The 26,254-nt window shown below is 48.4% G+C and carries 26 protein-coding genes, 1 riboswitch and 1 other annotated feature; all 26 genes read right to left on the bottom strand.

Annotated elements, in window-relative coordinates; genetic code table 11:
• Positions 1-6: 6 nt before the first annotated feature.
• The 26 genes from pyrE to spoIIGA all read right to left on the bottom strand — a co-directional run bounded on the left by pyrE (position 7) and on the right by spoIIGA (position 26,134).
• On the bottom strand, positions 7-639 hold the full coding sequence (gene pyrE, locus NYE36_RS08300) for an orotate phosphoribosyltransferase (RefSeq protein WP_061861443.1): 633 nt from the start codon (positions 637-639) through the stop codon (positions 7-9).
• Positions 636-1,355, bottom strand: coding sequence for an orotidine-5'-phosphate decarboxylase (gene pyrF, locus NYE36_RS08295; protein ID WP_095352172.1), 720 nt, complete (start codon positions 1,353-1,355; stop codon positions 636-638). Before pyrF ends, pyrE begins: the two co-directional genes overlap by 4 nt.
• Positions 1,324-2,259 (bottom strand): dihydroorotate dehydrogenase, encoded by a 936-nt coding sequence (locus tag NYE36_RS08290; RefSeq protein ID WP_003154377.1) that lies wholly within the window; start codon positions 2,257-2,259, stop codon positions 1,324-1,326. Before NYE36_RS08290 ends, pyrF begins: the two co-directional genes overlap by 32 nt.
• Complete coding sequence (locus NYE36_RS08285; RefSeq protein WP_095352173.1) at positions 2,259-3,029, bottom strand: dihydroorotate dehydrogenase electron transfer subunit; 771 nt, start codon at positions 3,027-3,029, stop codon at positions 2,259-2,261. The genes NYE36_RS08290 and NYE36_RS08285 overlap by 1 nt, the downstream gene beginning before the upstream one ends.
• Entirely contained in the window at positions 3,026-6,241 is a 3,216-nt protein-coding gene (gene carB, locus NYE36_RS08280) for a carbamoyl-phosphate synthase (glutamine-hydrolyzing) large subunit (protein ID WP_060675453.1), read from the bottom strand. The genes NYE36_RS08285 and carB overlap by 4 nt, the downstream gene beginning before the upstream one ends.
• Positions 6,226-7,320, bottom strand: a complete 1,095-nt coding sequence (locus tag NYE36_RS08275; protein WP_007409730.1) for a carbamoyl phosphate synthase small subunit — start codon at positions 7,318-7,320, stop codon at positions 6,226-6,228. The genes carB and NYE36_RS08275 overlap by 16 nt, the downstream gene beginning before the upstream one ends.
• On the bottom strand, positions 7,317-8,603 hold the full coding sequence (locus tag NYE36_RS08270; RefSeq protein WP_064115982.1) for a dihydroorotase: 1,287 nt from the start codon (positions 8,601-8,603) through the stop codon (positions 7,317-7,319). Before NYE36_RS08270 ends, NYE36_RS08275 begins: the two co-directional genes overlap by 4 nt.
• Positions 8,587-9,501, bottom strand: coding sequence for an aspartate carbamoyltransferase catalytic subunit (locus NYE36_RS08265; protein ID WP_014417729.1), 915 nt, complete (start codon positions 9,499-9,501; stop codon positions 8,587-8,589). Before NYE36_RS08265 ends, NYE36_RS08270 begins: the two co-directional genes overlap by 17 nt.
• Positions 9,502-9,643: 142 nt before the next feature.
• Positions 9,644-10,954 (bottom strand): uracil permease PyrP, encoded by a 1,311-nt coding sequence (pyrP, locus tag NYE36_RS08260; RefSeq protein ID WP_025284702.1) that lies wholly within the window; start codon positions 10,952-10,954, stop codon positions 9,644-9,646.
• Between the two features lie 154 nt (positions 10,955-11,108).
• A complete protein-coding gene (pyrR, locus tag NYE36_RS08255) occupies positions 11,109-11,654 on the bottom strand; it encodes a bifunctional pyrimidine operon transcriptional regulator/uracil phosphoribosyltransferase (protein ID WP_003154392.1) in 546 nt (181 codons plus the stop codon).
• Between the two features lie 188 nt (positions 11,655-11,842).
• A complete protein-coding gene (locus NYE36_RS08250) occupies positions 11,843-12,757 on the bottom strand; it encodes an RluA family pseudouridine synthase (RefSeq protein ID WP_053573421.1) in 915 nt (304 codons plus the stop codon).
• A gap of 1 nt (position 12,758) precedes the next feature.
• Positions 12,759-13,220 (bottom strand): signal peptidase II, encoded by a 462-nt coding sequence (gene lspA, locus NYE36_RS08245; RefSeq protein ID WP_053573420.1) that lies wholly within the window; start codon positions 13,218-13,220, stop codon positions 12,759-12,761.
• Positions 13,221-13,321: 101 nt separating this feature from the next.
• The gene (locus NYE36_RS08240) at positions 13,322-13,693 is read right to left on the bottom strand and encodes a TraR/DksA family transcriptional regulator (RefSeq protein WP_007409725.1); all 372 of its coding nucleotides are present in this window, start codon (positions 13,691-13,693) and stop codon (positions 13,322-13,324) included.
• 150 nt (positions 13,694-13,843) lie between these two features.
• Entirely contained in the window at positions 13,844-16,609 is a 2,766-nt protein-coding gene (gene ileS / locus NYE36_RS08235) for an isoleucine--tRNA ligase (protein WP_031378754.1), read from the bottom strand.
• Between the two features lie 52 nt (positions 16,610-16,661).
• Positions 16,662-16,890: a binding site (T-box leader), on the bottom strand.
• A 61-nt stretch (positions 16,891-16,951) separates the two neighbouring features.
• On the bottom strand, positions 16,952-17,446 hold the full coding sequence (divIVA, locus tag NYE36_RS08230; RefSeq protein WP_003154406.1) for a septum site-determining protein DivIVA: 495 nt from the start codon (positions 17,444-17,446) through the stop codon (positions 16,952-16,954).
• A gap of 94 nt (positions 17,447-17,540) precedes the next feature.
• On the bottom strand, positions 17,541-18,311 hold the full coding sequence (locus NYE36_RS08225) for an RNA-binding protein (RefSeq protein WP_015388260.1): 771 nt from the start codon (positions 18,309-18,311) through the stop codon (positions 17,541-17,543).
• A gap of 61 nt (positions 18,312-18,372) precedes the next feature.
• Positions 18,373-18,651 (bottom strand): YggT family protein, encoded by a 279-nt coding sequence (locus tag NYE36_RS08220; protein WP_003154408.1) that lies wholly within the window; start codon positions 18,649-18,651, stop codon positions 18,373-18,375.
• Between the two features lie 6 nt (positions 18,652-18,657).
• Positions 18,658-19,116 carry a cell division protein SepF gene (gene sepF, locus NYE36_RS08215; RefSeq protein WP_007409719.1) on the bottom strand — a complete coding sequence of 153 codons (459 nt, stop codon included), beginning with the start codon at positions 19,114-19,116 and terminating at the stop codon, positions 18,658-18,660.
• A complete protein-coding gene (locus NYE36_RS08210; RefSeq protein WP_031378756.1) occupies positions 19,113-19,805 on the bottom strand; it encodes a YggS family pyridoxal phosphate-dependent enzyme in 693 nt (230 codons plus the stop codon). Before NYE36_RS08210 ends, sepF begins: the two co-directional genes overlap by 4 nt.
• A 4-nt stretch (positions 19,806-19,809) precedes the next feature.
• Positions 19,810-20,646 (bottom strand): peptidoglycan editing factor PgeF, encoded by an 837-nt coding sequence (pgeF, locus tag NYE36_RS08205; protein ID WP_032868803.1) that lies wholly within the window; start codon positions 20,644-20,646, stop codon positions 19,810-19,812.
• A gap of 154 nt (positions 20,647-20,800) precedes the next feature.
• Positions 20,801-21,052, bottom strand: coding sequence for a YlmC/YmxH family sporulation protein (locus NYE36_RS08200; RefSeq protein WP_003154415.1), 252 nt, complete (start codon positions 21,050-21,052; stop codon positions 20,801-20,803).
• A 60-nt stretch (positions 21,053-21,112) separates the two neighbouring features.
• Entirely contained in the window at positions 21,113-22,393 is a 1,281-nt protein-coding gene (locus NYE36_RS08195; RefSeq protein ID WP_094032420.1) for an acetylornithine deacetylase, read from the bottom strand.
• A gap of 76 nt (positions 22,394-22,469) precedes the next feature.
• A riboswitch (TPP riboswitch) is annotated at positions 22,470-22,574 on the bottom strand.
• Between the two features lie 4 nt (positions 22,575-22,578).
• Entirely contained in the window at positions 22,579-23,376 is a 798-nt protein-coding gene (locus NYE36_RS08190; protein WP_033574591.1) for an ABC transporter ATP-binding protein, read from the bottom strand.
• Between the two features lie 128 nt (positions 23,377-23,504).
• Entirely contained in the window at positions 23,505-24,287 is a 783-nt protein-coding gene (gene sigG / locus NYE36_RS08185; RefSeq protein ID WP_003154420.1) for an RNA polymerase sporulation sigma factor SigG, read from the bottom strand.
• Between the two features lie 140 nt (positions 24,288-24,427).
• Complete coding sequence (gene sigE / locus NYE36_RS08180; RefSeq protein WP_007409714.1) at positions 24,428-25,147, bottom strand: RNA polymerase sporulation sigma factor SigE; 720 nt, start codon at positions 25,145-25,147, stop codon at positions 24,428-24,430.
• A gap of 57 nt (positions 25,148-25,204) precedes the next feature.
• Positions 25,205-26,134: a sigma-E processing peptidase SpoIIGA gene (gene spoIIGA, locus NYE36_RS08175; RefSeq protein ID WP_025284698.1), complete on the bottom strand. Its 930-nt coding sequence runs from the start codon at positions 26,132-26,134 to the stop codon at positions 25,205-25,207.
• Between the last annotated feature and the right edge of the window lie 120 nt (positions 26,135-26,254).

The raw sequence follows: 26,254 nt of genomic DNA, 5'->3' as shown, positions 1-26,254 counted from the left end.
TTGTCATTATTTTTTAAACCAATCTTCTGACTCGGGATTCTGTTTCCATGATTTCAGTTTCTCAATGTCATCTGAATGAATCGTTCCGTTTTCAAGCGCGACTTCAATCAGCGTGTCATAATCCGTTAACGAGTAATAAGGAAGACCCGCTTTTTTAAAGGCTTCTTTTGCTTTCGGCAGTCCGTATGTAAAAATGGAAATGACGCCGAGGACTTCCGCGCCCTCTCTTTGAAGGGCCGCCGCAGCTTCAAGCACGCTGCCTCCGGTAGAAATCAAGTCTTCAATCACGACTGTTTTTTGTCCTTTCTTAATGGCGCCTTCTATTTGATTTCCTTTGCCGTGCGCTTTCGGTTTGCTTCTGACGTAGCACATCGGCGCGCCTGTACGATCTGCGAGAAGCGCAGCATGCGGAATGCCCGCCGTTGCAGTGCCCGCGATCATCTCCGCCTCGGGAAAATGCTCTTTCAGCAGTTTGCCAAGCCCGTCCGCCACATCATTTCTCACTTTTGGATACGACAATGTCAGACGGTTGTCACAATAGATCGGTGATAAAATGCCGCTCGCCCACGTAAACGGCTCATTCGGGCGTAAAAAGACAGCTTCAATGTGTAATAGATGTTTTGCGATAGCCTGTTTCATCGGCGAACGCCCTCCCATTCCAGTTTAATTGCTTCATATGCTTCAACGGGGTTTTCCGCTTTTGTAATTGAGCGGCCCACGACGATGGCTGACGAACCGTTTTCTTTCGCAAATGACGGAGTCGCCGTCCGGACTTGATCGTCAGCTGTGTCACTGGCCGTGCGGATGCCCGGTGTGACTGTCAGAAATGAAGGCCGGACCGCTTCATAAATGGCTTTTGTTTCATGTACCGAACATACCACTCCGTCCAACCCGCACTCTTCCGCCATTTTGCCGTAATGCACAACCGTTTCTAACAGCGGCTTATGCAGCAGAAGCTCTTCCTTCGCCACCTGCTCTGAAGTGCTGGTCAGCTGAGTCACCGCGATTAAAGACGGGCGTTTGCTGCCTGCCGGCGTGCCTTCTTCAAGTCCCTCAAGGGCCGCGCGCATCATGCGTGCGCCCCCTGCCGCATGCACATTGACGAGATCAACGCCGAGGCCGGCCAGCCGCTTCATCGCTTTATTGACCGTAGTCGGGATATCATGAAGCTTTAAATCTAAAAATATATCACAGTTCCGTTCTTTTAATTGGTGAATGATGGCGGGGCCTTCCTGATAAAAAAGTTCCATCCCCGTTTTGACAAAAAGTCTTTCCTTTTCAAACAAGTCTAAAAACGTTAAAGTCTCTTCCCCTGATGCAAAATCAAGCGCGATGATGGGCAGGTTGTTTTTCATGTTTCCAGCTCCTTCCGATGCATTCACTTACAGATTGAAAGCCGTGCTGGCGCAGCACACGGGGGAGCTGTTCTATGATTTCCGGGCAGACGAACGGATTGACGAAGTTTGCCGTGCCGACGGCAACCGCACTCGCTCCCGCAAGAAGAAATTCTAATGCATCCTCTGCGGTCTGAACGCCGCCCATCCCGATAATCGGGATTTGAACGGCCTGGCTGACTTCGTATACCATCCGGATGGCGACCGGTTTGATCGCCGGGCCTGACAGTCCGCCCGTTTTATTTGCTAAGATCGGCCGTCCCGTCTTGAGATCGAGCCTCATCCCGATGAGTGTATTAATCATCGTCAGACCGTCAGCACCGGCCGCTTCAATCGCCTTGGCAATTTCGGTTATGTTTGCGACATTAGGCGAAAGCTTCACATACACAGGCACTGCGGAAACTTCTTTCACCGCTTTTGTCAGTTCGGCCGCCATAACGGGATCAGTACCAAAAGCAATCCCCCCCGTTTTGACATTCGGACATGAAATGTTAAGCTCAAGCGCATGCACATTCGGCGCTTGGCTGATGTGCTCGGCCACTTCTTTATAGTCGTCCACCTGAGAACCGGCGACATTTGCGATAATCGGCGTGTCAAATTGTTCGAGCCAAGGCAGCTCATGATTGAGCACATGCTCGAGGCCGGGATTTTGCAGACCGATGGCATTCAGCATTCCCGCGCTTGTCTCCGCCACTCTCGGCGTCGGATTTCCGAAGCGGGCTTCGTTCGTCGTTGCTTTAATCATAATGCCTCCGAGGCATGATAAATCGTAAAATCCGGCATATTCTTTCCCGAAACCGAAACATCCGGAAGCGGGGATGATCGGGTTTTTCAATTGGAGACCCGGCAGATTCACCTCTAACATTACAGCGCCACCTCCTCAGCTTTAAATACCGGCCCGTCAAGGCAGACCTTTACATAGGATGTATCGCTTTCACCCGTGCGGCATACGCAGGCGAAGCAGGCTCCGATGCCGCAGCCCATCCGCTCTTCCATCGAAAGATAAACCTCTTTATGGCCGTACTGCTGCTTCAGAGCTTTCAGCATCGGTGTCGGTCCGCAGCTTAGCAGGACATCGAATTCGAGTTGCTTTTCACGGATGACATCGGTGACAAACCCTTTCTCTCCATATGTGCCGTCAGCCGTCGCCACATAGGTGTCTCCGTACGCACGACATTCCTGTTCGTAAAAAACATCCTTTGCTGATTGAAATCCAAGCACATGAATGACGTTTACGCCTTTTTCCGTCAGGCGCTTTGACAGTTCCTGCAAAGGCGGAACCCCCACTCCGCCTCCGACTAACAGCGCGGTTTTGCCGGGTTCAATCCGCCGGATGGGGAATCCGTTGCCGAGAGGGCCGAGAACGTCTATCCTGCCGCCCTCTTTTTTCTCGGACAAAAGACGCGTTCCCTCACCGTCAGCTCTGTAGATAACGGATACTTCATTCGCGGCGAAATTGACGTCCGCAATGCTGAGCGGTCTTCTTAATAGCGGCGTGACCGCGTCACTTACCTTCAGATGAAGAAATTGACCCGGCTCGGTAAGGTGCCGGACAAGCTCTCCTTTCAGCACCATCTTATAAATCCGGTCGGCAATTTCTAAGTTGGATTGAACAGTCAAATGCCCTTTCTTCATATCGTGACTGCCGCCTTTTGATTGGTTTCGGATGCAGGCATATGATCCGCCCGGAATGTCATGCTTTCCAGTACCCGCAAAATGGCTTCGGCCGTATCTAAAGATGTCAGGCAGGCGACTCCGTTCTCAACGGATTCGCGGCGGATTCTGAAGCCGTCTCTGGCCGGCTGTTTGCCCTTTGTCAGCGTATTGATGACAAATTGCGCTTCGCCGTTTCTGATCACATCGAGCAGATTTTTCCCTTCTTCGCCGATTTTTCCGACGACTTGAGCCGGAATCTGAGCGTCTTTCAAATAAGCCGCCGTTCCTTCCGTCGCCAAGATTTTATAGCCGATGGCGTGGAACCGCTTCGCGATCAGCAGTCCTTCTTCTTTATCTTTATCGGCAACAGTCAACAGCACTGAGCCGTAGTTCGGGATTTGAATGCCAGAAGCAATCAGCGCTTTATAGAGCGCTTTTTCCAGGGTTGAATCTTTGCCCATGACCTCTCCCGTCGACTTCATTTCAGGGCCTAACGTAATATCCACTCTTCTCAGCTTCGCGAATGAGAAGACAGGCGCTTTCACGAATACCCCCTGCTGTTCAGGCTGCAGCCCCTCTTGATAGCCGAAATCAGCAAGCTTTTGGCCGAGAATGACCTTTGTCGCCAGATTCGCCATCGGAATCTTTGTGATTTTGCTTAAGAACGGCACGGTTCTGCTTGACCGCGGATTTACCTCAAGCACATACACTTCACCTTGCGACAGTACGAACTGGATGTTCAGCAACCCGATGATGTTAAGGCCTTTTGCCAAGGCTACAGTGTATTGTTCGATTTTTTTCTTAATGTCTTCGCTTAAAGACTGAGGCGGATAGACGGCGATTGAATCCCCTGAATGGACGCCGGCCCGCTCGATATGCTCCATAATTCCCGGAATAACGACTGTTTCGCCGTCAGATACGGCATCGACTTCGATTTCTTTCCCCGTCAGATAACGGTCGATTAACACCGGATGCTGCGGGTTGATTTTGACCGCATTTTTCATATAGTGAAGCAGCTCTTCTTCGTGATAGACGATTTCCATCGCCCGGCCGCCGAGCACATACGAAGGGCGGACAAGTACCGGATAGCCGATGGATGCGGCAATTTTGACCGCTTCGTTCACCGACACGGCGGTTTTTCCGAGCGGCTGCGGCACATTCAGCGCCTCAAGCGCCTGCTCAAACTTATCCCGGTCTTCCGCACGGTCTAAATCTTCAAGTGATGTGCCGAGGATTTTGACGCCGCGGGCGCTCAATTCTTCCGCAAGATTGATCGCCGTCTGGCCGCCGAATTGGACGACAACGCCTTCCGGCTGTTCCAAATCGATGATGTGCATGACATCTTCTACCGTCAGCGGTTCAAAATACAGTTTGTCTGATATGCTGAAATCAGTGGACACCGTCTCAGGATTGTTGTTGATAATAATCGCTTCATAGCCTGCCTGCTTGATCGCCCAGACAGAATGAACGGTCGCATAGTCAAATTCGACGCCCTGTCCGATACGGATCGGCCCGGAACCGAGGACGACGACGCTTTTTCTTGAAGTAACCTCAGACTCATTTTCTTCCTCATATGTGCTGTAAAAGTACGGGGTTTCTGATTCAAATTCCGCCGCGCATGTATCCACCATTTTATATACAGGCTTGATGTCTGCTTCTTTTCGCATTTGATACAGCTCTTGTTCCGGCATGTTCCATTCCCGGCTGATATATTTGTCGGAGAAACCGAGTTCCTTCGCTGTCTGCAGGACGGTAAGGCTGCCTTTTTCCGCTTTCAGCTCTGTTTCAAAAGCGACCAGCTTACAGAGCTTGTGCAAAAAGAATACGTCAATTGCAGAAAACTCATGAAGCTGCTCGACTGTATAGCCTCTTCTGAACGCTTCAGCAAGATAAAACAAGCGTTCATCCCCGGCCTTTCTGATCCGTTTTTCCAAAAGCCCGTCAGAAATCTCTTCCGCATCCTTCAGTTCCAGGTGATAGACATCAGCTTCCAATGAGCGGACCGCCTTTAACAGCGATTCTTCAAGGGTGCGTCCGATGGCCATGACCTCTCCGGTGGCTTTCATTTGCGTCCCGAGCCTGCGGTTTGCCGACTCAAATTTGTCGAACGGCCAGCGCGGGATTTTAGAAACGACATAGTCAAGCGCGGGCTCAAAAGCCGCATATGTTTTTCCCGTTACGGGATTCATCATTTCATCAAGAGAAAGCCCGACTGCGATTTTCGCCGCAAGCTTTGCGATCGGGTAACCCGTCGCTTTTGAGGCGAGGGCAGATGAGCGGCTCACCCGCGGATTCACTTCGATAATGTAATATTGGAAGCTGTCGGGATCGAGCGCGAGCTGAACATTACAGCCGCCTTCAATGCCGAGCGCGCGGATCAGCTTTAATGAAACATTGCGCAAAAGCTGGTATTCCCGGTCGCTCAAAGTCTGGCTCGGGGCAACGACGATGCTGTCGCCCGTATGGATGCCGACCGGATCGATATTTTCCATGTTGCAGACGACGATCGCGTGATCTCTGCTGTCTCTCATGACTTCATATTCGATCTCTTTGTAACCGGCAATGCTTTTTTCAAGAAGGCACTGATGGACGGGGCTGAGTTTTAATCCGTTTTCGACGATCTCTTTCAGTTCTGCTTCATTCGAGCAGATGCCGCCGCCCGTTCCGCCTAATGTGTAAGCGGGGCGCACGATAACCGGAAACCCGATCCGGCCGACAAATTCCTCGGCTTCCTGTAAAGTGCGGATGATCTCACTTTCCGGCACCGGTTCATTCAGCTCATTCATCAGCGTACGGAATAAGTCGCGGTCTTCCGCCTGCTGGATGGCGGACAGCTTTGTCCCGAGCACTTCCACTCCGCATTCCTCAAGAACCCCGAGTTCAGACAGCTCGACGGCAAGATTCAGTCCGGTCTGTCCTCCCAGAGTCGGCAGGATGGCGTCCGGCCGTTCTTTTCTGATAATACGCGTGAGAAACTCCGGCGTCAGCGGCTCTATGTATACCCGATCAGCCATTTCCGTATCCGTCATAATCGTTGCCGGATTCGAGTTGACGAGAATGACTTCATAGCCTTCTTCCTTCAAAGCGAGACACGCCTGTGTGCCCGCATAATCAAATTCCGCCGCCTGTCCGATAATAATCGGGCCTGATCCGATCACTAAAATCTTTTTAATATCTACGCGTTTTGGCATACCGCTTCCCCTTCTTTCTCAGTTGTTTCGATCAAGTCAATGAATCTGTCAAATAAATGATTGGCGTCTTCCGGCCCCGGTGAAGCTTCAGGGTGGTACTGAACCGTAAATGCCGGCAATGTTTTATGCTTGAGTCCTTCGATCGTTTGATCATTGATCGCAATGTGCGTCACTTCAAGCTCTGTCTCATCTATTGAAGAAACTGTATATCCGTGGTTTTGGGCGGTTAAAGCGACTTTCCCTGTCGCAAGCTCTTTAACCGGATGATTGGAACCCCTGTGTCCGAATTTCATTTTTTCCGTTTCCGCTCCGGATGCCAGCGCAAATAATTGGTGGCCGAGGCAGATTCCGAATAACGGCACCTTCCCGAGTATTCCTTTTATCATTTCAATGGCTTCCGGCACATCTTTCGGATCTCCGGGTCCGTTAGAAAGCATGATGCCGTCCGGCTTGAGCTGAAGCACTTCTTCCGCCGTTACATTGTACGGCACAACGATGACATCGCATTTTCTTTTGTTTAACTCTCTTAAAATGCCGTGCTTCATACCGAAATCGACGAGTACGATGCGTTTGCCGCGGCCCGGACTCGGATATGCCGTTTTCGCAGATACTTGAGCGACTTGATTTCTCGGCAGTTCCGTTTCTTTCAGCCTTGCAAGAACCTCTCCGACATTCTCCTCACTTGAAGCAAACGTTCCTTTTAATGCGCCGGCCGTGCGGATCATTCTTGTGAGCTTTCTCGTGTCAATCCCTTGTAAGCCGGGGATATTTTTCATTTTCAAATACTCGTCAAGCGTGTAAGCCGAACGCCAGTTGGAAGGCAGCTCGCACAGTTCTTTTACGATCAGCCCTTTTACAAAAGGAGTGATGGATTCAAAGTCATCTCTGTTAATTCCGTAGTTGCCGATCAGAGGATACGTCAGCGTCACGATCTGCCCGCAGTAAGAAGGGTCTGATAAAATTTCCTGATAACCGGTCATTCCCGTGTTGAATACGACTTCACCCGCGGTATGCTCCAGGCTCCCGAATGCTTCACCCTCAAATACCGCTCCATTTTCCAGCACTAGTCTTCTTTTCATTTGACGAGTCTCCCTTCTTCGTATGCAAGCTTACCGGCAGCCATCGTTGCAACAGGCCAGCCGAAGCACTTCATCTTGTTGAATGGCGTATTTTTTCCTTTAGATAAAAATGTATCTTTGTCAATGGCTGCTTCTTTTTCCAGATCAATCAGGGTGATGTCAGCCGGCGCCCCCGGTGCAAGCGTTCCGTACGGAAGATCAAATGCCTCGCAAGGTTTTACCGTCATGAAATCAACCAGCTGCTTCAGCGTCCACGCCCCGTTTTTCACAAAATGTGTGTACAGAAGCGGAAAGGCTGTTTCTAAACCGACGATCCCGAAAGGCGCAAGCTTCATATCCGTGTTTTTCTCTTCTTCTGTATGCGGCGCATGGTCAGTGGCGATGAAATCAATCGTACCGTCTAAAAGCCCTTCAATCAGCGCCTCTCTGTCCTCTTTGCTGCGAAGCGGCGGATTCATTTTAAAATTGGTATCAAGTCCCGGGATATCTTCCTCACAAAGAAGCAGGTGGTGCGGCGACACTTCCGCCGTCACGCGGATTCCGGCTTTTTTTGCGTCTCTTACGGCTCTGACGGATTCTTTCGTACTGATATGACACACGTGGTAATGGCAGCCCGCCGCTTCCGCCAGCAGGACGTCACGGGCGATATGTACCGCTTCACAAATGGAAGGTATGCCGTTCAGGCCGTTCGCTTTTGAAAAAGATCCTTCATGCACGCTCCCTCCGTAAATAAGCGAGTTATCCTCACAATGAGCGACAATCGCTTTATTCATTGAAGCCGCCCATTTCATGGCTTCATACATCATTCCGGCCGTCTGAACGCCGACGCCGTCATCGGTAAAGGCGAATGCTCCGGCTTCATGAAGCGCCTTAAAATCTGTCATTTCTTCGCCGGTTTGTCTGATCGTAATGGATGCGTAAGGAAGAACCCTGACAGATGAGGTTTCTTTGATCCGGTTTTGCAGCCATTCCATCTGCTCTTTCGTATCCGGCACCGGCCTTGTATTCGGCATGGCTGCGACTGTGGTAAAGCCGCCCCGCGCCGCGGCTTTAGAGCCCGTCTCAATGGTTTCTTTTTTCTCGCCGCCCGGTTCTCTGAAGTGGACATGAAGGTCTACGAGTCCCGGTGAAACGAACAGTCCGTCAGCGTCGATCACCGTTTCTCCGTCTTTCGCTGTCAGAAGCCCGGTTTCCGAAATGAATTCACCCGTTACCCGGATATCCTGTGCCACTTTTTCTCCCTGTTCATTTAACATCCAGCCGTTTTTAATGAGATAAGACATAAGCCGCTTCTCCCCTTTTCACATTGGTTTGCAGTGCTCTTTTTAAGACTGCCATTCTGATATACACGCCATTTTCCATTTGTTTAAAGATTCTTGATTTTCCGCATTCCACTAATGTTGTGTCAATTTCGACTCCTCTGTTCACCGGTGCGGGATGCATGATGATGGCATGCCGCTTCATGCTCTCCGCCCGCTTTGCGGTCAGCCCGTATGCTTCCAGGTAGCCTTTTTGGTCGGCTTCTGTCTGATGCCTTTCATTTTGGATGCGGAGCAGCATGACGACATCTGAAGCTTGTATGGCTTCATCCGTCTGAACACAGGTGCCGAAGGCGTTTTTCTCATCCTGCCATTGCGGCGGCCCTGAAAACAGCACGCGTGCGCCGAGCCTTGTCAGCACCTCGGCATTTGACCTTGCCACCCTGCTGTGTTTGATATCGCCATGAATGGAAACCGTCAGGCCCTGAAAGGTCTCAAATTCCTCTTGAATCGTCATTAAATCGAGTAATGACTGAGTCGGGTGCTGGCCGCAGCCGTCGCCGGCGTTTAAGATCGGAATATTGACTCTGCCGGTCAGATCTTTGTAATATTCATCCGTGCTGTGCCTGATGACGCAGGCGTCCGCTCCGATTGATTCCAGTGTTTTGACCGTGTCATATAAGGACTCGCCTTTTTGAACGCTTGTGCTCGTATCGTCTAAGCTGAGCACGTTCATTCCGAGTTTCTTTTCCGCCACTTCAAAGCTGAACCGCGTTCTCGTGCTCGGTTCAAAAAACAGATTCGCAACAAATTTTCCCGCGAGATCAGGGCGGACTGTTCCCTCTTTTATTGCTTTTGCCTCACGCAGCAGTTCTGTAATTTCAGCCGTGCTCAGTTCAGACATCGCCGTTAAATGATTCATGTTTTTCTCCTCCGTTTCCGCTTGAAGGCCGTAAAAAAACACCCCGGTCTATAGACTCGGGGTGCGGTTAAAGAGAGAAGCAGCGTACAGCTTCTTCCCGTTATAACCCTTCCAAGCCTCTCTGGACTTTCTTTAAAAGGTTTTACATATGATTTTGTTTTTCTGATGCCATCGCGTCTTCTTCATTTGCATGCGGCAGGATGAGGTTCAGGATGACTCCGACGATTGCCGCAAGCGCCATGCCGGATATTTGGAATCCGCCTTTTGATACTTGAATAAAAGCCCCTCCGACGCCGATCACGAGGATGACGGATGTGATAATCAAATTTCTCTTGTTTTCATAATCAATGTTGTTGTCAATCAGCATTCTTAAGCCGCTGGAGGCGATAATTCCGAAGAGCAGGAAGGAAACGCCTCCCATAACCGCGGACGGAACAGAGCTGATCAGCGCCGAAACTTTTCCGATAAATCCGAAGCACAGCGCAATCACTCCCGCGCCGCCGATGACAAAGACGCTGAAAACTCTCGTAATTGCCAGTACACCGATGTTTTCGCCATATGTTGTCGTGGGCGGGCCGCCGATTAACGAAGCAATGATCGTCGCAACACTGTCCCCCATTATGGAGCGGTGCAGTCCCGGCTTTTTAATGAAATCCTGTCCGACGACTTTACTCAGCACCATTTGATGGCCGATATGTTCTGACATCGTCACGAAAGCGACCGGCACCATCGCAGCCGCAATGCCCAATGTCACTGACGGCGTATAGTCTTTGAAAGGGATGATAAATTCAGGAACGGCGAACCATTTTGCATCAATGACCGGCTGAAAATTGACGATGCCCTGTGTCAGCGCAAACAGATAGCCGCCTATAATGCCGATCAATACCGGAATCAGGCTTAAAAATCCCCGTAAAAAGATGGCGCAGATAATGGTGATGGCCAAAGTGACGCCGGCTACACTGAAATGTTTCAAGCTGTAGACGAGTTCCTTCGCATTCGGATCGGCATACATTGCCATATTGACGGCTGTGCTTGCCAGTCCGAGACCGATGACGATGATGACCGGCCCAACGACGACCGGGGGCAGCAGCTTCATCAGCCACCCCGTTCCAAGCTGCCTGATGAGCAATGCGATCAGGCCGTACACAATTCCCGCCAGGAAAGCGCCGACCATGGCAGCCCCCGGCCCTCCCGTCGCCTTCACCAAGATAATCGGTGATATAAAGGCGAATGATGAGCCGAGATAAGCGGGAATCTGGCCTTTTGTCACCAAGAGATAGGCGAGTGTCCCGATTCCGCTCGTGACAAGCGCCACTGCCGGGCTCATTCCGACCAGTTTCGGCACGAGTATGGTTGAACCGAACATGGCGAATAAATGCTGCAGGCTGAATGACAGCCAAGACAATGGATTGGGGACGTCCCTGACTCCCAGGTTTACTTTTTTCTTACTCATGGCGTTTTCCTCCCGGTTGACTTTCAAATGGTATAAAAAAACCTCTTTGCTTTTTGCGCAAAGAGGCATACAAAACCTGGCCGCGTCGATCCGCCCGGCTTTGTGTTTTAAAATCCTCTTCGCAAACTCTCTGGAATGCATTTAAAAAGGGTGATTATTCATTTTCGTAAATGGCGACCATATCAGTCTGATCAACTTCGCTCAGCTGAACCATCACTTTTTCAGCTTTTGAGGTCGGAATGTTTTTCCCGATATAGTCCGCTCTGATCGGCAGCTCCCGGTGCCCTCTGTCGACAAGCACGGCAAGCTGTATCGATGACGGCCGTCCGACATCAACGAGGGCATCCATCGCCGCTCTCACCGTCCGGCCGGTATAAAGCACATCATCAACCACAATGACCTTTTGGTCTGTAATATCGGCCGGAATGTCCGCGCCTTTTACAAGCGGCTCTTCATTGCTCGTTTTTTTCGTGAGGTCGTCACGGTAAAGGGTGATATCGATTTCCCCGACGGTGACCGGATTCCCTTCAATCTGTTCGATCCGCTCGGCCAGCCGCTTCGCTAAATAAATGCCTCTTGTTTTAATCCCTACAAGAATGCAGTCATTCATTCCTTTATTCCGTTCGATCATTTCATGGGCTATCCTTGTCAGCGCCCGCCTGATCGCCTGTTCGTCGAGAATAACAGCTTTTTGATTCACTCGTGACACCTCTCCATTCGTATATAAGAAGAAAAAACCCCTCCTGCCAGAGCATAGAGGGGTTCCTTTCCAGGACGAAGACACATGCGTATCTCTTCTGTCCTATCCGTTATCCTTCTCAGCCTCTCTGGACTGTGTTAAAGAATCTATTCAGCTTGTTTTTATTATTTCAGAAAAGAAAGTCGCTGTCAATGGCTATTTCTTAAATCTTCAATGAGTTTTTTCATATCTTCAGGAAGGGGCGCTTCAAACTCAATGTATTCGCCCGTCCGCGGATGATCAAAACCTAATATTCCGGCATGAAGCGCCTGACCATTGAAATCAATGGTTTTTCTCGGTCCGTACTTCGGGTCGCCCGCCAAAGGAAACCCGATATATTTCATATGAACACGGATCTGATGCGTTCTTCCGGTCTCAAGCCGGCACTCTACGAGCGTGAACTCTTGAAAACGCTCAAGCACGTGGAAGTGCGTGACGGCGTTTTTGCTGCTTTCTCTTGTTACGGTCATGCTTTGACGGTCTTTTTTATCTCTCCCGATCGGAGCGTCAATCGTTCCGTCATCATGTGAAATCACCCCGTGGACAACCGCTGTGTACTTTCTGGTCACGGTTTTATTGACGAGCTGATTAACGAGTGATTCATGCGCCATATCGTTTTTAGCGACCATTAACAGACCGGAAGTATCTTTATCAATCCGGTGGACGATTCCCGGACGCATGACGCCGTTAATGCCGGAAAGGTCGTTGCAGTGAGCCATCAGTCCGTTTACAAGCGTCCCTGTCACATGGCCGGGCGCCGGGTGTACAACCATGCCCCGCGGTTTGTTCACAACCAAGACGTCCTGATCCTCATAGTAAATGTCCAAATCCATCGGTTCTGCAAGCACGTCCAATTCTTCCGGTTCAGGAATGGTGACGTTTACCTGATCGCCGGGCTGCATTTTATAATTCGCTTTTACGGATTTGCCGTTAACGGATACCAGTCCCTCTTTTACCCATTGCTGCACTTGAGTGCGTGACCAGTTTTCTCCCGTTGAAGCCAAAAATTTATCAATCCGTTCGCTCTTTTGTTCAGGCTGAACGGTTATCTCAAATTGATTCATGTTATTGCTCCTTCTTTTTCCCGCTGTCAAACAGCATATGAATAAATAAAAGTATTACACCGACGCACAGTGAGGAGTCCGCGATATTAAAAATCGGATAGTGATAATCCACGATGATGACATGAATAAAATCCACCACTTCCTGGCGCGCCGCCCGGTCAATAAAGTTTCCGGCCGCACCGCCCAGCATTAAGCCGAGAGAACTTCCGAGTAACATCTGCCCTTTTGCATAACGCTGTATGTAATAAACGATTCCGATAATCACGGCGATGGTAATGACGTAGAAAAACCACATTTGGCCGGCTAAAATCCCCCACGCCGCTCCCGTGTTGCGATGAGATGTGATATAAAGCACCTGGTCGATGACAGGTATGCTTTGTCCCAATTCCATATGGCTGACGACAAGCCATTTGGTCAATTGGTCGGCAATAATAATAAAAAGAGCGATAAGATAATAAAGCACACACGTTCCTCCAGTATACAGTTACTTTTATCCTTTATGAATTTTATCAGTAAAAGGTGCCAGAGTAAAGGCAGATCATAAGCGCATGCAAACAGACGCTGTCACTCATACAGCGCCTGATCATATGCATAATCTCCGGGTTCCCAATATGGAAGGGTTTTCTTTTCAAATTGAGCGGGATAATAGAAATCATCAGCGGTTCTGGCCGTCGGCAGCACCGCAAGTTTTTCAATCGGAATGGGGTCGCCTGTTTTTTCACAATAACCGTACGTATTGTTTTCAAACTTAGACAGGGCAAGAAGAACGTCCTGAAGTTCTTCTTTTATATGATAGATCAGAGTTGCTTCTTGGTCGTTCATTGAAGGTTCAACAGATGCTGACATTTGAAAGCAAGAATATTCGAATAATCTTGATTGAAGTTCTTCTTTCATCATGAGAAGCTCCGTGTGGATTGCGGTCAGTTGATCATTCATTCATCACAACTCCTGCTCTTGATGTTATAGCTTTATTGTTGCCCCCAGGGCGCCATTTGAAGCCCATAAGATTTTTCCTGTCGTTCTAATCGATGACATTAGTGGCATGTAAAAAAAGCGCCCGGCTGTCACCGGGCGCTTTCTCATTCATTATTTTTGATAATATTTTTCAACGATTTCCGCATTGCGCAGTGATAATGTCGGATATTTCGGATTGGCTCCGACATCTTTAGAAATTACGCGGGAACGTTCACACATCTGGCCTTCCGCTTTTTCTACGGTCATTTTTCCTGTTGTGAAGCTTTGCGCGTTTTCAGGCGCTTCACTTTCGTCTTTTACTGTCAGTTCTGAGACGATAAACAGCTGCGCGATATTTTCTTTAATGGATGACAAGAGGTCGCGGTTTTCTTTGTTCGGATACAAAGTCAGGCTCGCTTCCAATGATCTTCCGATAATTTTTTCGTTACGGGCTGTTTCCAAAGCTTTCAGCACGTCGTTTCGAAGCTCCATGAAGCGGTCGAACTTTTCTTCTGTCGCTTGACTGTCCGGAACAGCAATGGTTTCCGGCATATCTGTCAGCTGCACGCTCGCTTCTTCAACAAATGATAAGTGAGACCACATTTCATCCGCCGTATGCGGGAGAATCGGCGCCGTCAGCTTCACTAACGCCAGCAGCGTTTCATAGAAGACGGTCTGCATGCTGCGGCGGTCCGGATGATCCGCATGCTCGATGTACACAACATCTTTTGCAAAATCAAGATAGAAAGAGCTGAGCTCGATCGTACAGAAATTGTGAATGCTGTGATAAACAACCGCAAATTCATATTCATCGTACGCTTTTTTCACCTTATCGATCAGCTTATTCAGCTTGATCAGCATATATTGATCCACTTCGCGGAGATCTTTTACATCCACGGCATTGACGCTTGGATTGAAATCGAACAGGTTGCCGTGAAGGAAGCGGAACGTGTTGCGGACTTTCCGGTATACTTCCGCGACCTGCTTCAGAATGGCGTCAGACACGCGAACGTCCGCCTGATAATCCACTGACGATACCCATAATCTTAAGATGTCGGCACCAAGCTGTTTCATGACTTTAGCCGGAACAACAACGTTACCGATTGATTTACTCATCTTGCGTCCTTCTCCATCCAGTGCGAACCCATGGCTGAGCACACCTTTATACGGCGCTTTTCCTGTTACGGCTACTGCTGTAGAAAGAGAAGAGTTAAACCAGCCGCGATATTGGTCAGATCCCTCTAGGTATAAATCAGCCGGGCGAACGAGGTCATCACGTTCTTCAAGCACTGCTTGATGTGAAGAGCCTGAATCAAACCAAACATCCATGATATCCTGTTCTTTTGTAAATGTGCCGTTCGGGCTGCCAGGATGCGTAAAGCCTTCCGGAAGAAGATCCTTTGCTTCTTTTTCAAACCAAATGTTTGATCCGTGCTGTCTGAACAATTCAGAAACATGTTCAATGGTTTCATCTGTAATAATCGGTTCTCCGTTTTCAGCGTAAAATACCGGAATCGGCACACCCCACGCACGCTGTCTGGAAATACACCAGTCTCCGCGGTCCCGAACCATGTTGTGCAAACGCTGCTCACCCCATTCAGGAACCCATTTGGTTTCTTTAATGGCATCCAGCAGGTCTGATCTGAAATCTTTAATAGACGCAAACCATTGCGCTGTCGCTCTGAAAATGGTTGGTTTTTTTGTTCTCCAATCATGCGGATAAGAGTGAGTAATGAATTCAAGCTTCACAAGTGCGCCTTTTTCATCGAGCTGCTGTGTGATCGCTTTGTTTGCATCATCATAGAACATGCCTTCAAACCCAGGAGCTTCGCTTGTCATTACACCTTTTTCATCGACCGGGCAAAGCACATCTAAACCGTATTTTTGGCCAATGATAAAGTCATCTTCCCCATGTCCTGGCGCTGTATGAACACAGCCTGTTCCGGCATCAGTTGTTACGTGTTCACCAAGCATAACGAGAGAGTCTCTGCCATATAGCGGGTGTTCAGCGATAATGTTCTCAAGGTCTTTTCCTTTGACCGTTCTTGTCACTTCATACTGATCAAATCCGCATGCTGATGCAACACTTTCGACTAAGGCACTTGCTACGACAAAGCGGTCTTCACCTACTGCAATCACGCTGTACTCAAGATCAGGGTGCACTGAAATTCCGAGGTTCGCCGGAATTGTCCAAGGCGTTGTTGTCCAAATGATGATGCGCTCGCCGTTTTCAAGAACGCCTTTTCCGTCTTTTACACCAAAAGCGACGTAAATAGATGCTGAACGTTTGTCTTGATATTCGATCTCGGCTTCAGCCAGAGCAGACTCACTTGAAGGTGACCAGTTAACCGGTTTAAGGCCTTTGTAAATGTAGCCTCGTTTTGCCATTTCACCAAATACGCGGATTTGCTGCGCTTCGTATTCCGGTTTTAATGTCACGTATGGGTTTTCCCAGTCACCGCGGACACCAAGACGTTTGAATTGCTCACGCTGTCCCTCGATTTGCTTCCAAGCGTACTCTTCACATAGTTTGCGGAAATCAGCGACGGACATTTCTTTCCGGTTTACTTTTTTGTTTTTCGTCAGCGCCGTTTCAATCGGCAGTCCGTGCGTATCCCAGCCCGGCACGTACGGTGCGTTGTAGCCGCTCATTGATTTATAGCGGACGATGAAGTCTTTCAGGATTTTGTTCAGGGCATGGCCCATGTGGATGTCTCCGTTTGCATAAGGAGGTCCGTCATGCAGCACGAATTTCGGGCGGTCTTTCGTCCGTTCTTGAACAAGACGGTAAATGTCCTGCTCCTCCCAGTCTTTTTGCATGTCCGGCTCACGATTCGGCAGATTTCCGCGCATCGGAAAATCTGTTTTCGGCATTAACAGCGTATCTTTGTAATCCATTTTCATTCCTCCACAACATTTTTCAGAAAATAAAAAAAAGCCCTCTCATCCCATAAGGGACGAGAAAGCTTATCTCGCGGTACCACCCTTTTAGAAAAAACGGATCATCCGTCTTTTCCTCTCGAACATCGTAACGTGATGGAACGTCCTTTCCTACTCTCGGTTCAGAAAGGAAACTAAAGGGCTGATCTGCATGATTCCGGCCATCCCGGGCTTTCACCTTCCCCGGGTCGCTTTATAGCCTGTTTTGAGTCATGCCGGTCCCTTTCAATCGTCTTTTCATCTGAATTTATGAACGTATTATATTCGAACGGGCCGGAGAATGTCAAGAAAATCAGAAAATTATTCTTTTTCCTCAAATACCGCGTCGACTTCGTATTCCAGCAGATGATCCCAATCATCGTTCTTCAGCAGATCGAGCTGAGCTTCAATCAGCATTTGGAAACGTGTTCTGAAGACTTTAGACTGTTTTTTCAGCTCTTCAATTTCCATTGCGATTTTTCTTGATTTGGAAAGCGACTCATTGATGATGCGATCAGCATTTTTTTCTGCTTCACGGACGATCAGCTTCGCTTCTTTCTGCGAGTTGCGCTTTACGTCTTCTGCGGCTTCCTGGGCTACGAGAATTGATTTATTCAGCGTTTCTTCGATATTGGCAAAGTGGCCGATTTTTTCGTCCAGCTCGTTCACTTTCGCCTCAAGCTCCGTTTTTTTACGGAGTGCGATTTCGTAATCTTTTCTGACCTGCATTAAAAATTCATTTACTTCATCTTCATCATATCCGCGAAAACCTTTTGTAAACGTTTTGTTATGGATATCATTCGGCGTTAATGGCATATTGCCACCTCCATTTTTACATTTCAGTACGGTTATCTAGTTCACATTATAAAACAAATACGGCACAGATGGAGAAAAAAACTGAAAAAACGACTCATTTTTGCCGTTCAAATGTAACTTTCCATTTGTCTTTTTTCGTTTTTCCGTCAACTTTTGCCAAACTGCATCGTCCGAAGCCGCGAATCGAGAGCATGTCCCCTTCAGCAACCTGATAAGACGGATCTTCAATGGCTTTCCAATTCACCTTAACGAGCCCGTTTTTCACAAGCGCCTGCGCTTTCTGCCGGGATTGCCTGCTCATTGAAGCGCAGACGGCGTCGAGACGCAATGAAGAAACCGTGTCATCTCTTATTTCGACATCTGAAGCGGGAATGTGAAGAGCGGAAAGCTCGATTTTCTCAAGCTTTACCGGCGCTTTGCCCGCCTTGGTCAGCTGAGTGCTGACAAAATCGGCGATTTCACCGGAGACGATCAGCTGCACGGCTTCCTCTGAGAAAATCAGATCGCCGTATTTCTGCCGCTTTAAGCCGATCCCCATTAATGATCCGAGAAGAGAGCGGTGGTCAATGCTGACGAATTTTTCAGCGTATTGAACGTCAAAAGCCCGAAGCTCAAAATCATCCTGTTCAGGTTCCATATATTCAGGGTATAAAATCGCGCGTTTGCGCTCAGCTCTGTCATATCCTCCGAAAAACGCAAGACCGCAGGCGTCGCCGATAACGGCTTTTACAATGACCTGTTCTCTGGGATCTAAGAAATCAGTCAGCTTCATCCGATACTGGTCCAGGACAATCTGTTTCCATTCAAGCACCTGATCAATAAAAGGCCGCTCGTCTTGTCTGAAGTGCTGGTAAATATCGCTCATGTTCTTTCCTTTCTATGTAAAGAGGCTTGGCTGGTGCCAAGCCCGTATCAAACTGTCGCATTCAAGTATACATTGCGATCATGCGGTATAGGCCCCAAAGTCCCGTCGTGGCAAACCGAAGCACGATAATCGCTACAATCGGGGATATATCCAGCATGGCAATGGGCGGAATGATCCTTCTGAACGGCTCTAAATACGGTTCGCAAATCGCTGCGAGAAACCGTCCGACCGCCGTTTCTCTCGTACTCGGCACCCATGACATAAAGATATAGATGATCAGGGCAAACGAGTAGATGTAAATTAAATAACTCAGAACGGAAAAAATTTGATAAAGAATCATCCTGCTTTACCACCTCTGATGTTCGTCTTCATTTATAAGCTCCGAAATCGTGCCGGAAACGTCGACATTATCAGGCGTGCACAGAAAAATATCTGAACCGATTCTCTGAATGTCGCCGCCGATGGCGTAGACGGTACCGCTTAAAAAGTCGACGATTCTTTTCGCCTGATCATGCTGGATGCGCTGCAGATTGACGACAACCGCCCGCCTGTTCTTTAAATGATCGGCGATTTCCTGCGCTTCCGCATATACACGCGGTTCACTCAACACCACTTTAGAGGATTTCTGAACACTTTGCAAGCTTACTACGTTCTGCTTGCCCTGCGGCTTCTGAGCGTAAGCAGGCTGTTTATCTTTCTGCTGTTCATGCTCTTCCGGATGATCCTGCTCCGTTTCAATGTATTCGTACTCGTACTCCTCCTCATCCATTGAGAAAAAGTTTTTCAGTTTATTTTTCATGCTCATTTGTTTACACCCCCCGGTTCATTTCCGACTAATGAAGAGCCGATTCTGATAAAAGTTGCGCCCTCTTCAACAGCGATTTCATAATCATTTGACATGCCCATTGACAGTTCCCGGCACGGTGCGTTTGTCTGATTCAGTTTTTGCACCTGATCCCTCAGATCACGCAATTGCCGGAAGCAGGCTCTGATCGTTTCTGTATCGTCTGTCAGGGGAGCCATCGTCATCAGGCCCTCTACAGAAATGTATCTAAACTCAGAAAGCTCTCTGATAAAGGGGATGACCTCCTCTGTTTTCAAACCGTGCTTAGACGGCTCAAGCGAAGTATTCACCTGCACAAAACAGCGAACCGCATGCTGCGCCCGTTTTTCAATTTCTTTTGCCAATGACAGTCTGTCTAAGGAATGAATATAAGATACACGGTCAACGACGGCCTTCACCTTTCTGGACTGAAGACTGCCGATAAAGTGCCACTCCGGGCTGCCTTTGATGACTTCCTGCTTATGGATAAGCTCGGCATCCCGGTTTTCTCCCAGACTTGTAATACCGGCATCAACGGCCTCTTGAGCCCTTTCAGCTGATACGTATTTTGTAACCGCGATGACGGTAACATCTTCGGGGCTTCGGCCCGATCTGTTACATGCTTCGTTTATTCTTTCGTTTATATGTCGTAATTGATCAGCAACACGCAAGATCTTACGCCTCCTTCATTCCGATAAAGGACATCATGCGTCCCGTTTTCCCTTTGTCGCGGCGGTGTGAAAAGAATAGTTCATGCTCTCGTTCGGTGCATAAACCGCTGACTGAAATGTTTTCTTCCGGAATGCCGCAATGTATCAGAAGAAGACGGTTGACCTCTTTTAAATCAAGCTGATACTGGCCTTTTTCCGTTTCGCATATGGCGGATTCAGCCGTAAAAGGCAGCGCCCGCACTTCATTGATGACGCGGTCGTCGACTGTATAGCTTCCCGCGCTGATGGACGGACCGATGACAGCCTGAATATCTGTTAAACGGGAGCCTTCTTCGTTTACCCAGCGTTCCGTCATGATGCGTCCGATTTGTTTGACCGTCCCCTTCCATCCGGCATGGGCAGCGCCGATAATGGATTTCACCGGGTCATAAAAATACAAGGGCACACAGTCCGCAAAACAAAGGGCCAAAAAAAGATTCGCATCTTTCGTGTAGAGCCCGTCCGTCCCGCGGAATGCGGAAGAATAGTCTCTCGCCCCTTTTCCTTTATCCCCGGCTGTCACGCGCCGGACGCGGTTTTCATGTGTCTGGTCGGCGAACACCCAGGAATCCAGATCAGTACCGCATAAGGACGCTATGACTTCACGGTTTGTCACAACATCATGAGCTTCGTCTCGGACGTGCAATCCGGTATTTAATGACTCATACGGAGGATTGCTGACCCCGCCGTTTTTCGTCGTGAATCCGGCGATGACCTTTGTGTTAAGCTGATTCACACAGTTCCAGTCTTCTATCATGAGTGCCGAGGGGGTGGTAAGACTAAACGGGTGATATGTATTCATGGAGATCCAACCTTTCGACAAACATTAAAAAAGCGTAATTTCCCACTCATTTTAACACAATTTTAAGCATACGTTTAGCGGCTGATTGAAAAATGAGATAAATAAATGTGCCGGAAACATTGAGATTTCCGGCTTTTTACAAGTAAAGGGAGGATTACGCTCCCCCCTTTGGTTCGTTTACACGCACTAAGATGACATCTTCCCCAATTTTAACTATATTTCGCCAAGGAATGATCATTTCCTCTTCTTTTCCGAAAAAACCGAGAACTTTTCCGCTGCCGCCTAAAATAATCGCCTGAATTTTTCCCGTTGTCACGTTAATATCAATATCACCGATGCTTCCGAGTTTTTTTCCGTTCGACACGTTTACCACATCTTTTATTTGAAATTCAGATATGCTGATCATCCGTATCACGCCCTTTGCCCGTTCTTTTTCCTATTATATGAACGGCCGGGCTGAACCTTGTCACATCGGGCAATCTTTTTTGCGGCTGCACCAGCCGAGGATAAATCTCAGCATAATTTTCGTATAGTCCATAAGCTCATCAACGGACACTTCCTCGTTTACGGAGTGGGCGTTTTTTAAATCGCCGGGACCGTATATGACGTTCGGAATCCCGGCATGATAAAGCCACCCTCCGTCAGTTACGGTTTGGGAAACATCAATGACGGGCTCCTGTTTTCTGACGGCTGAGTGTGATGCAGCCAAGACAGAAACTGCCGGATGATCCGGGTCGATTTCCAGCGCCGGGAACACCTCTCCTCTGTCTTCAATCATCGAAGATCCGCCCCATTTGAACACCGGCCTGTTTTCTTTGAGCCACAGATCACTGTCAGCGACACGATTAATATAGTCTTCGATTTCTGCGGCTGCTTGTTCGTGCGTTTCGTTCGGATAAAAGTGGACGGTGATCCATAACCGGCATTCATCGGCGACAAACGCTGCGTGTCTTCCGCCTTCAATGACGGCGGGGTTGATCGTATTGGTGCCGGGCGCAAAGCCGGGATAGCTTTTCGTTACCGCCCAGTGGCGCTCCAGCTCTCCCAAGGCAGTGATGATTTTTGCCATTTTTTCGATGGCGCTCGCTCCGAATGTGCCTCCGCCCGCATGAATCATATTGCGCCTCATGCCGTCATGAAATGTTTGTTTGCTTTTCAATTCTATCCAGCCGGTGATGACACCGCCCTGCCCTTGAATATGCAGGCTGCTCGTATCCGCAACAACCGCAAAATCCGCGTGATAGCCGCGGTTGCAGCATTCCAGCGTCCCCGCCTCACCGACTTCTTCTCCGATTACAGACTGTACAATGAGGTCGCCCGGAAGCTCAATGCCGGCATCATGGATCAGCTTCAGAGAGAAAAGAACACACGCCAAACCCCCTTTCATATCAGCGGCGCCCCTTCCGATCAGCATGCCGTCTTTTACGATCGGCTGAAACGGGTCAGAGTGCCAGTCTTCGCCCCCGGCTTCTGCCACATCAATGTGTCCGTTTAAAATCAGGCTTTGATGCCTGCTTGAATCTGTCCCTTTTAAAACACCGACTACATTCGGATCTTCCGGATACACATCCCACATATCGACCGAGAAGCCCGTTTCTTTTAAAAAGCCGGCCACCCACTTTTGGGCTTCTGCCGTATTTCTTGCTGGCGGGGCCGGAGTCGGAAAGGCTATCAACCTTTCAGCAATATGTATGAAGTCATTCCGCCGTTTTTCCGCCTGGTGTAACAGCATATCAATCTGATGCATTGGAAATCTCCCCTTTGGCTGTATCAAAAAACCCGTTTCATTCATGAAATGAAACGGGTGAAAAACGGATCTTCCTCCGCTTTTTTCACCGCTTCCCTCCGCCGGCATGATCCGGATCAGGTCCGTTAAGGGTTGAGACAACGTCTCTCTCAGCCGCATGGCAGCACCCCCAGGGTGAATTTATGTTATTTTACGGATGATGCCTCTTTTGCACGTGTTAAAAACGGGCGGCCATTGTTCCATAAGACATTGACAGGCGTATCGAAAAACGCTGTAAGCCGCTCGTCAGAAAGCATATCCCTGATTTTCCCGGAGGCGAACACCTCGCCCTGTTTTAAAAGCAGCGCCTGATCAAATACCGGCAGAATTTCTTCAGCGTGATGGGTGACATAAAGGATGGACGGCGCATTTTCTTTTTCGGCGATCGACGTAATCGTGTCCAGCAGCTGCTCCCTTGCCATAAAATCAAGACCCGTCACGGGTTCGTCCAAAATCAGCAGTTCCGGATCAGCCATAAGCGCCCGCGCAATCAGCGCTCTTTGTCTTTCCCCTTGTGATAACGTTTCATACCGTCTGTCGGCGTAACCGATGGCGCCCAAATCCTTCAGAAGACCGATCGCTTTTTCCCTTACCTGCTCACTTGGAGTTTCGTACAGCCCGATTGAAGCGTACGCGCCGCTGAGGGCGATTTCAAAAGCGGAGTCCGCGGCATATAATTTGTGCTGAAGACCTGCTGAAACAAGGCCGATTTTCCTCCTGAGCCTGTCACCGAGCTCTGTTTTGCCGAATTGATGGCCGAGCACCTGCATCTCTCCTGAAGTGGGGAAGTAATAAGAGCATAACATATTCAGCAAAGCCGTTTTTCCGGCTCCGTTTAATCCGTACAGCACCCAATTTTCGTTTTTCTCGACGCGCCAGTTGATATCTTTCAAAATCCATTTCCCGTTTCTTTTTAATGACACACTGTCCAGCTGTAAAATCATTGCAGTTTCCCCCGTTTACTTTATTTAAATTTTCCAAAAACTTTTACACATTAGAATACATCACTTTTTTGCAAACGTAAACCATCGCATGAAAAAAGCCTTTAAACAAGGTTTAAAGGCTTTTTCCGTTATTGATGGATATTCTTATTCATTTGTTTAATGGCTGCCTTTTCAAGCCTTGAGACCTGAGCTTGGGATATGCCGATTTCTTCAGCGACTTCCATTTGGGTTTTCCCTTGGAAAAAGCGCTTTCGCAAAATCATTTTTTCCCGTTCGTTCAGTCTTCTCATGCCTTCTTTCAGAGCCAGCTCCTCAATCCATTGTGTATCCTTATTGCGCTCATCGCTGATCTGGTCCATCACGTAAATCGGATCGCCGCCGTCATTATAAATCGGCTCAAACAGTGAAACCGGATCCTGGATGGCGTCAAGGGCAAACACAATTTCTTCATGGGGCACTTCAAGAACTTTGGCGATTTCCTCTGCTGTCGGCTCCCTGCTTGTCTCACTGATTAACCGCTCTCTTACTTGAAGCGCTTTATATGCGATATCGCGAAGCGACCTCGAGACGCGGATCGGATTGTTATCCCGCAAATATCTGCGGATTTCTCCGATGATCATCGGTACAGCGTATGTTGAAAACTTAACATTATGGCTTAGGTCAAAATTATCAATGGATTTCATTAGTCCGATGCAGCCGACCTGAAATAAGTCATCAACATACTCTCCTCTGTTGTTAAACCTCTGAATGACGCTTAAGACAAGGCGCAGATTGCCGTTTACAAGCTTTTCCCTCGCTGAATCATCGCCCTCATCCTGTAATTGCCTAAACAGCTTTCTCATCTCTTCATTCTTGAGCACCGGTAATTTGGAGGTATCCACCCCGCAAATTTCGACTTTATTTCTTGACACGTTTTTCCCTCCCACTAGGAGCTGCTGTACAACGTTAAGTATCTCCTCGGGTGGGAAAAATATGCACCGCCATTTTACAGAAATAAACATCCGGCTGCGGCAATCCTTGCAGCAGTAAGGGCTGTCAGATGGAAAAAAATTTACACCATTTTGTTAAACTCTTTTCTCAGTCTTTTGATAATCCGCTTTTCGAGCCGGGAGATATAAGATTGTGAAATCCCCATCATGTCGGCTACATCTTTTTGTGTTTTTTCTTCTTCTCCGACAAGCCCGAAACGCAGTTCCATAATCTGCTTTTCTCTTTCGTTTAATTGCTCAAGCGCTTTTTTCAAAAGTTTTTTATCCACATTGGCTTCAATGTCTTTTGTAATAATATCATCATCTGTGCCGAGCACATCCGAAAGCAGCAGTTCGTTTCCGTCCCAATCAATGTTCAGCGGTTCATCAAAGGACACCTCTGAACGGATTTTATTGTTTCGGCGCAAGTACATTAAAATTTCGTTTTCGATACATCGCGACGCGTAGGTGGCGAGTTTGATTTTCTTTTCCGGATTAAAAGTGTTTACCGCTTTGATCAAACCGATGGTGCCGATGCTGATTAAGTCCTCGATATTGATGCCGGTATTTTCGAATTTGCGGGCAATGTAAACGACAAGACGTAAGTTTCTCTCAATCAGAATGGCCCGCGCCGCCTGATCCCCGCTCGGCAGCTTTAATAAGAGCACCTGCTCCTCTTCTTTAGACAAAGGCGGCGGCAGCGCCTCGCTTCCTCCTATGTAATACACTTCATCGCTTTTCAGTCCGAGTTTCATCAGCCATTTATACCACAAATATGTCAGACGCAGCTTAAGTTTTTTCATCTTCCTCCCCCTTCTAAATACAACGCGTTTTGAGTATGATGAATAACAGACTTTTCGTCAGGAAACATGTTTTACAGCCTTCCCTGTCAGCATCTTCGGATGAACGATTCCGTCAAATTCACCGTCCGCGGATAATGGTTTCGTGCTGATGCCGATCAGGCATTTTTCACAAGCGATCATTTCGTCTTTTGTTAAAATCGTGACGTAATCCGGCTTTAAACAGAGTAAAAATTGATTGTCCTGGCCGACGCCCCTGTACGGAATCAGCCTCAGCTTATCCGCATGGCGGAACGAATCATCAAGCTGCTCTATCACTTCAAGCGGACTGGCGGATTTGATGAGGGCCGTTTCCTTTTCGCTGAGAATCGGAGCGAATTTGTCAATGTGAAGGATCATGACCGGCGTTTTCGTCAGCGGATCATACAGCTGATTCCCGGAATCCACCAATCCTTTCGCGCGGATTGTCTGTCCGCTGAATTCCGCCTGCACCATGACAAGTTCATCGTACTGAATGGACTTCGTCTCGATGTCTTCAATTCTCTTTTTCGAAAAAAACCATATGGCCGGAAATCCGATAACTACAAACATCCAGCTGATCGGGTCGCCGAATCCGGTCTGGCTTGTGACCATTACGCCTTGCTGCACAATTGATTCTGTCTGCAGCAGGGAATGTACGCCGATCATTCCCCCGCCGACGAGAAAAGTCGCGAAATAAAAGGCGAACAAATTTTGAAAAAAGTATCGGAACCGTTTAAAGCCAAAAGCCGCAAGCACGATGACTACTGAAAACGCCATTTTTCCCGCCGGATGCTCCACAAAGGGAGAAACAGGCGTAAACATCAGAAGCACAATGGCTGACCCGATGAAACCGCCGGCGGCCACTCTTCTTTTTTTTACCTGGCGTTTTAAAATAAAGGCGGTCAATAAAAGCAAAAGAGAATCAAAACAAAAGTTCAACAGCCAAATGACATCCAGATAGATTTTCACATCTGACCCCTTTCCTCTTTTGTCTTACTTATCTGTTTCTCTCTCTTGTTTCATAAGTATAAAGCAAGCTCTGTGGGAAAGTCTGTCAATTAATGTTGAGGGTAAAGTACAATTTTTAAG

Origin of the sequence: Bacillus sp. FSL R5-0593, assembly GCF_038603755.1 — a bacterium.
Taxonomy (GTDB): Bacteria; Bacillota; Bacilli; order Bacillales; family Bacillaceae; genus Bacillus; species Bacillus velezensis.
This window is presented reverse-complemented; position numbering and strand designations above follow the sequence as displayed.

Bases quoted from the DNA above. Each gene is read 5' to 3' on its own strand.
- ileS (WP_031378754.1), bottom strand. From the start codon at position 16,609: ATGGATTACAAAGATACGCTGTTAATGCCGAAAACAGATTTTCCGATG.
- sigE (WP_007409714.1), bottom strand. From the start codon at position 25,147: ATGAAAAAACTTAAGCTGCGTCTGACATATTTGTGGTATAAATGGCTG.
- NYE36_RS08250 (WP_053573421.1), bottom strand. From the start codon at position 12,757: ATGAATCAATTTGAGATAACCGTTCAGCCTGAACAAAAGAGCGAACGG.
- divIVA (WP_003154406.1), bottom strand. From the start codon at position 17,446: ATGCCATTAACGCCGAATGATATCCATAACAAAACGTTTACAAAAGGT.
- NYE36_RS08290 (WP_003154377.1), bottom strand. From the start codon at position 2,259: ATGTTAGAGGTGAATCTGCCGGGTCTCCAATTGAAAAACCCGATCATC.
- NYE36_RS08200 (WP_003154415.1), bottom strand. From the start codon at position 21,052: ATGATCAGCATATCTGAATTTCAAATAAAAGATGTGGTAAACGTGTCG.
- carB (WP_060675453.1), bottom strand. From the start codon at position 6,241: ATGCCAAAACGCGTAGATATTAAAAAGATTTTAGTGATCGGATCAGGC.
- pgeF (WP_032868803.1), bottom strand. From the start codon at position 20,646: ATGAATACATATCACCCGTTTAGTCTTACCACCCCCTCGGCACTCATG.
- pyrP (WP_025284702.1), bottom strand. From the start codon at position 10,954: ATGAGTAAGAAAAAAGTAAACCTGGGAGTCAGGGACGTCCCCAATCCA.
- NYE36_RS08265 (WP_014417729.1), bottom strand. From the start codon at position 9,501: ATGAATCATTTAACGGCGATGTCTGAACTGAGCACGGCTGAAATTACA.
- NYE36_RS08270 (WP_064115982.1), bottom strand. From the start codon at position 8,603: ATGTCTTATCTCATTAAAAACGGCTGGATGTTAAATGAACAGGGAGAA.
- NYE36_RS08225 (WP_015388260.1), bottom strand. From the start codon at position 18,311: ATGAGCGATATTTACCAGCACTTCAGACAAGACGAGCGGCCTTTTATT.
- NYE36_RS08285 (WP_095352173.1), bottom strand. From the start codon at position 3,029: ATGAAGAAAGGGCATTTGACTGTTCAATCCAACTTAGAAATTGCCGAC.
- NYE36_RS08195 (WP_094032420.1), bottom strand. From the start codon at position 22,393: ATGCATCAGATTGATATGCTGTTACACCAGGCGGAAAAACGGCGGAAT.
- NYE36_RS08220 (WP_003154408.1), bottom strand. From the start codon at position 18,651: ATGATTCTTTATCAAATTTTTTCCGTTCTGAGTTATTTAATTTACATC.
- NYE36_RS08275 (WP_007409730.1), bottom strand. From the start codon at position 7,320: ATGAAAAGAAGACTAGTGCTGGAAAATGGAGCGGTATTTGAGGGTGAA.
- pyrE (WP_061861443.1), bottom strand. From the start codon at position 639: ATGAAACAGGCTATCGCAAAACATCTATTACACATTGAAGCTGTCTTT.
- NYE36_RS08190 (WP_033574591.1), bottom strand. From the start codon at position 23,376: ATGATTTTACAGCTGGACAGTGTGTCATTAAAAAGAAACGGGAAATGG.
- pyrF (WP_095352172.1), bottom strand. From the start codon at position 1,355: ATGAAAAACAACCTGCCCATCATCGCGCTTGATTTTGCATCAGGGGAA.
- sepF (WP_007409719.1), bottom strand. From the start codon at position 19,116: ATGAGCATGAAAAATAAACTGAAAAACTTTTTCTCAATGGATGAGGAG.
- NYE36_RS08240 (WP_007409725.1), bottom strand. From the start codon at position 13,693: ATGAATGATCAACTGACCGCAATCCACACGGAGCTTCTCATGATGAAA.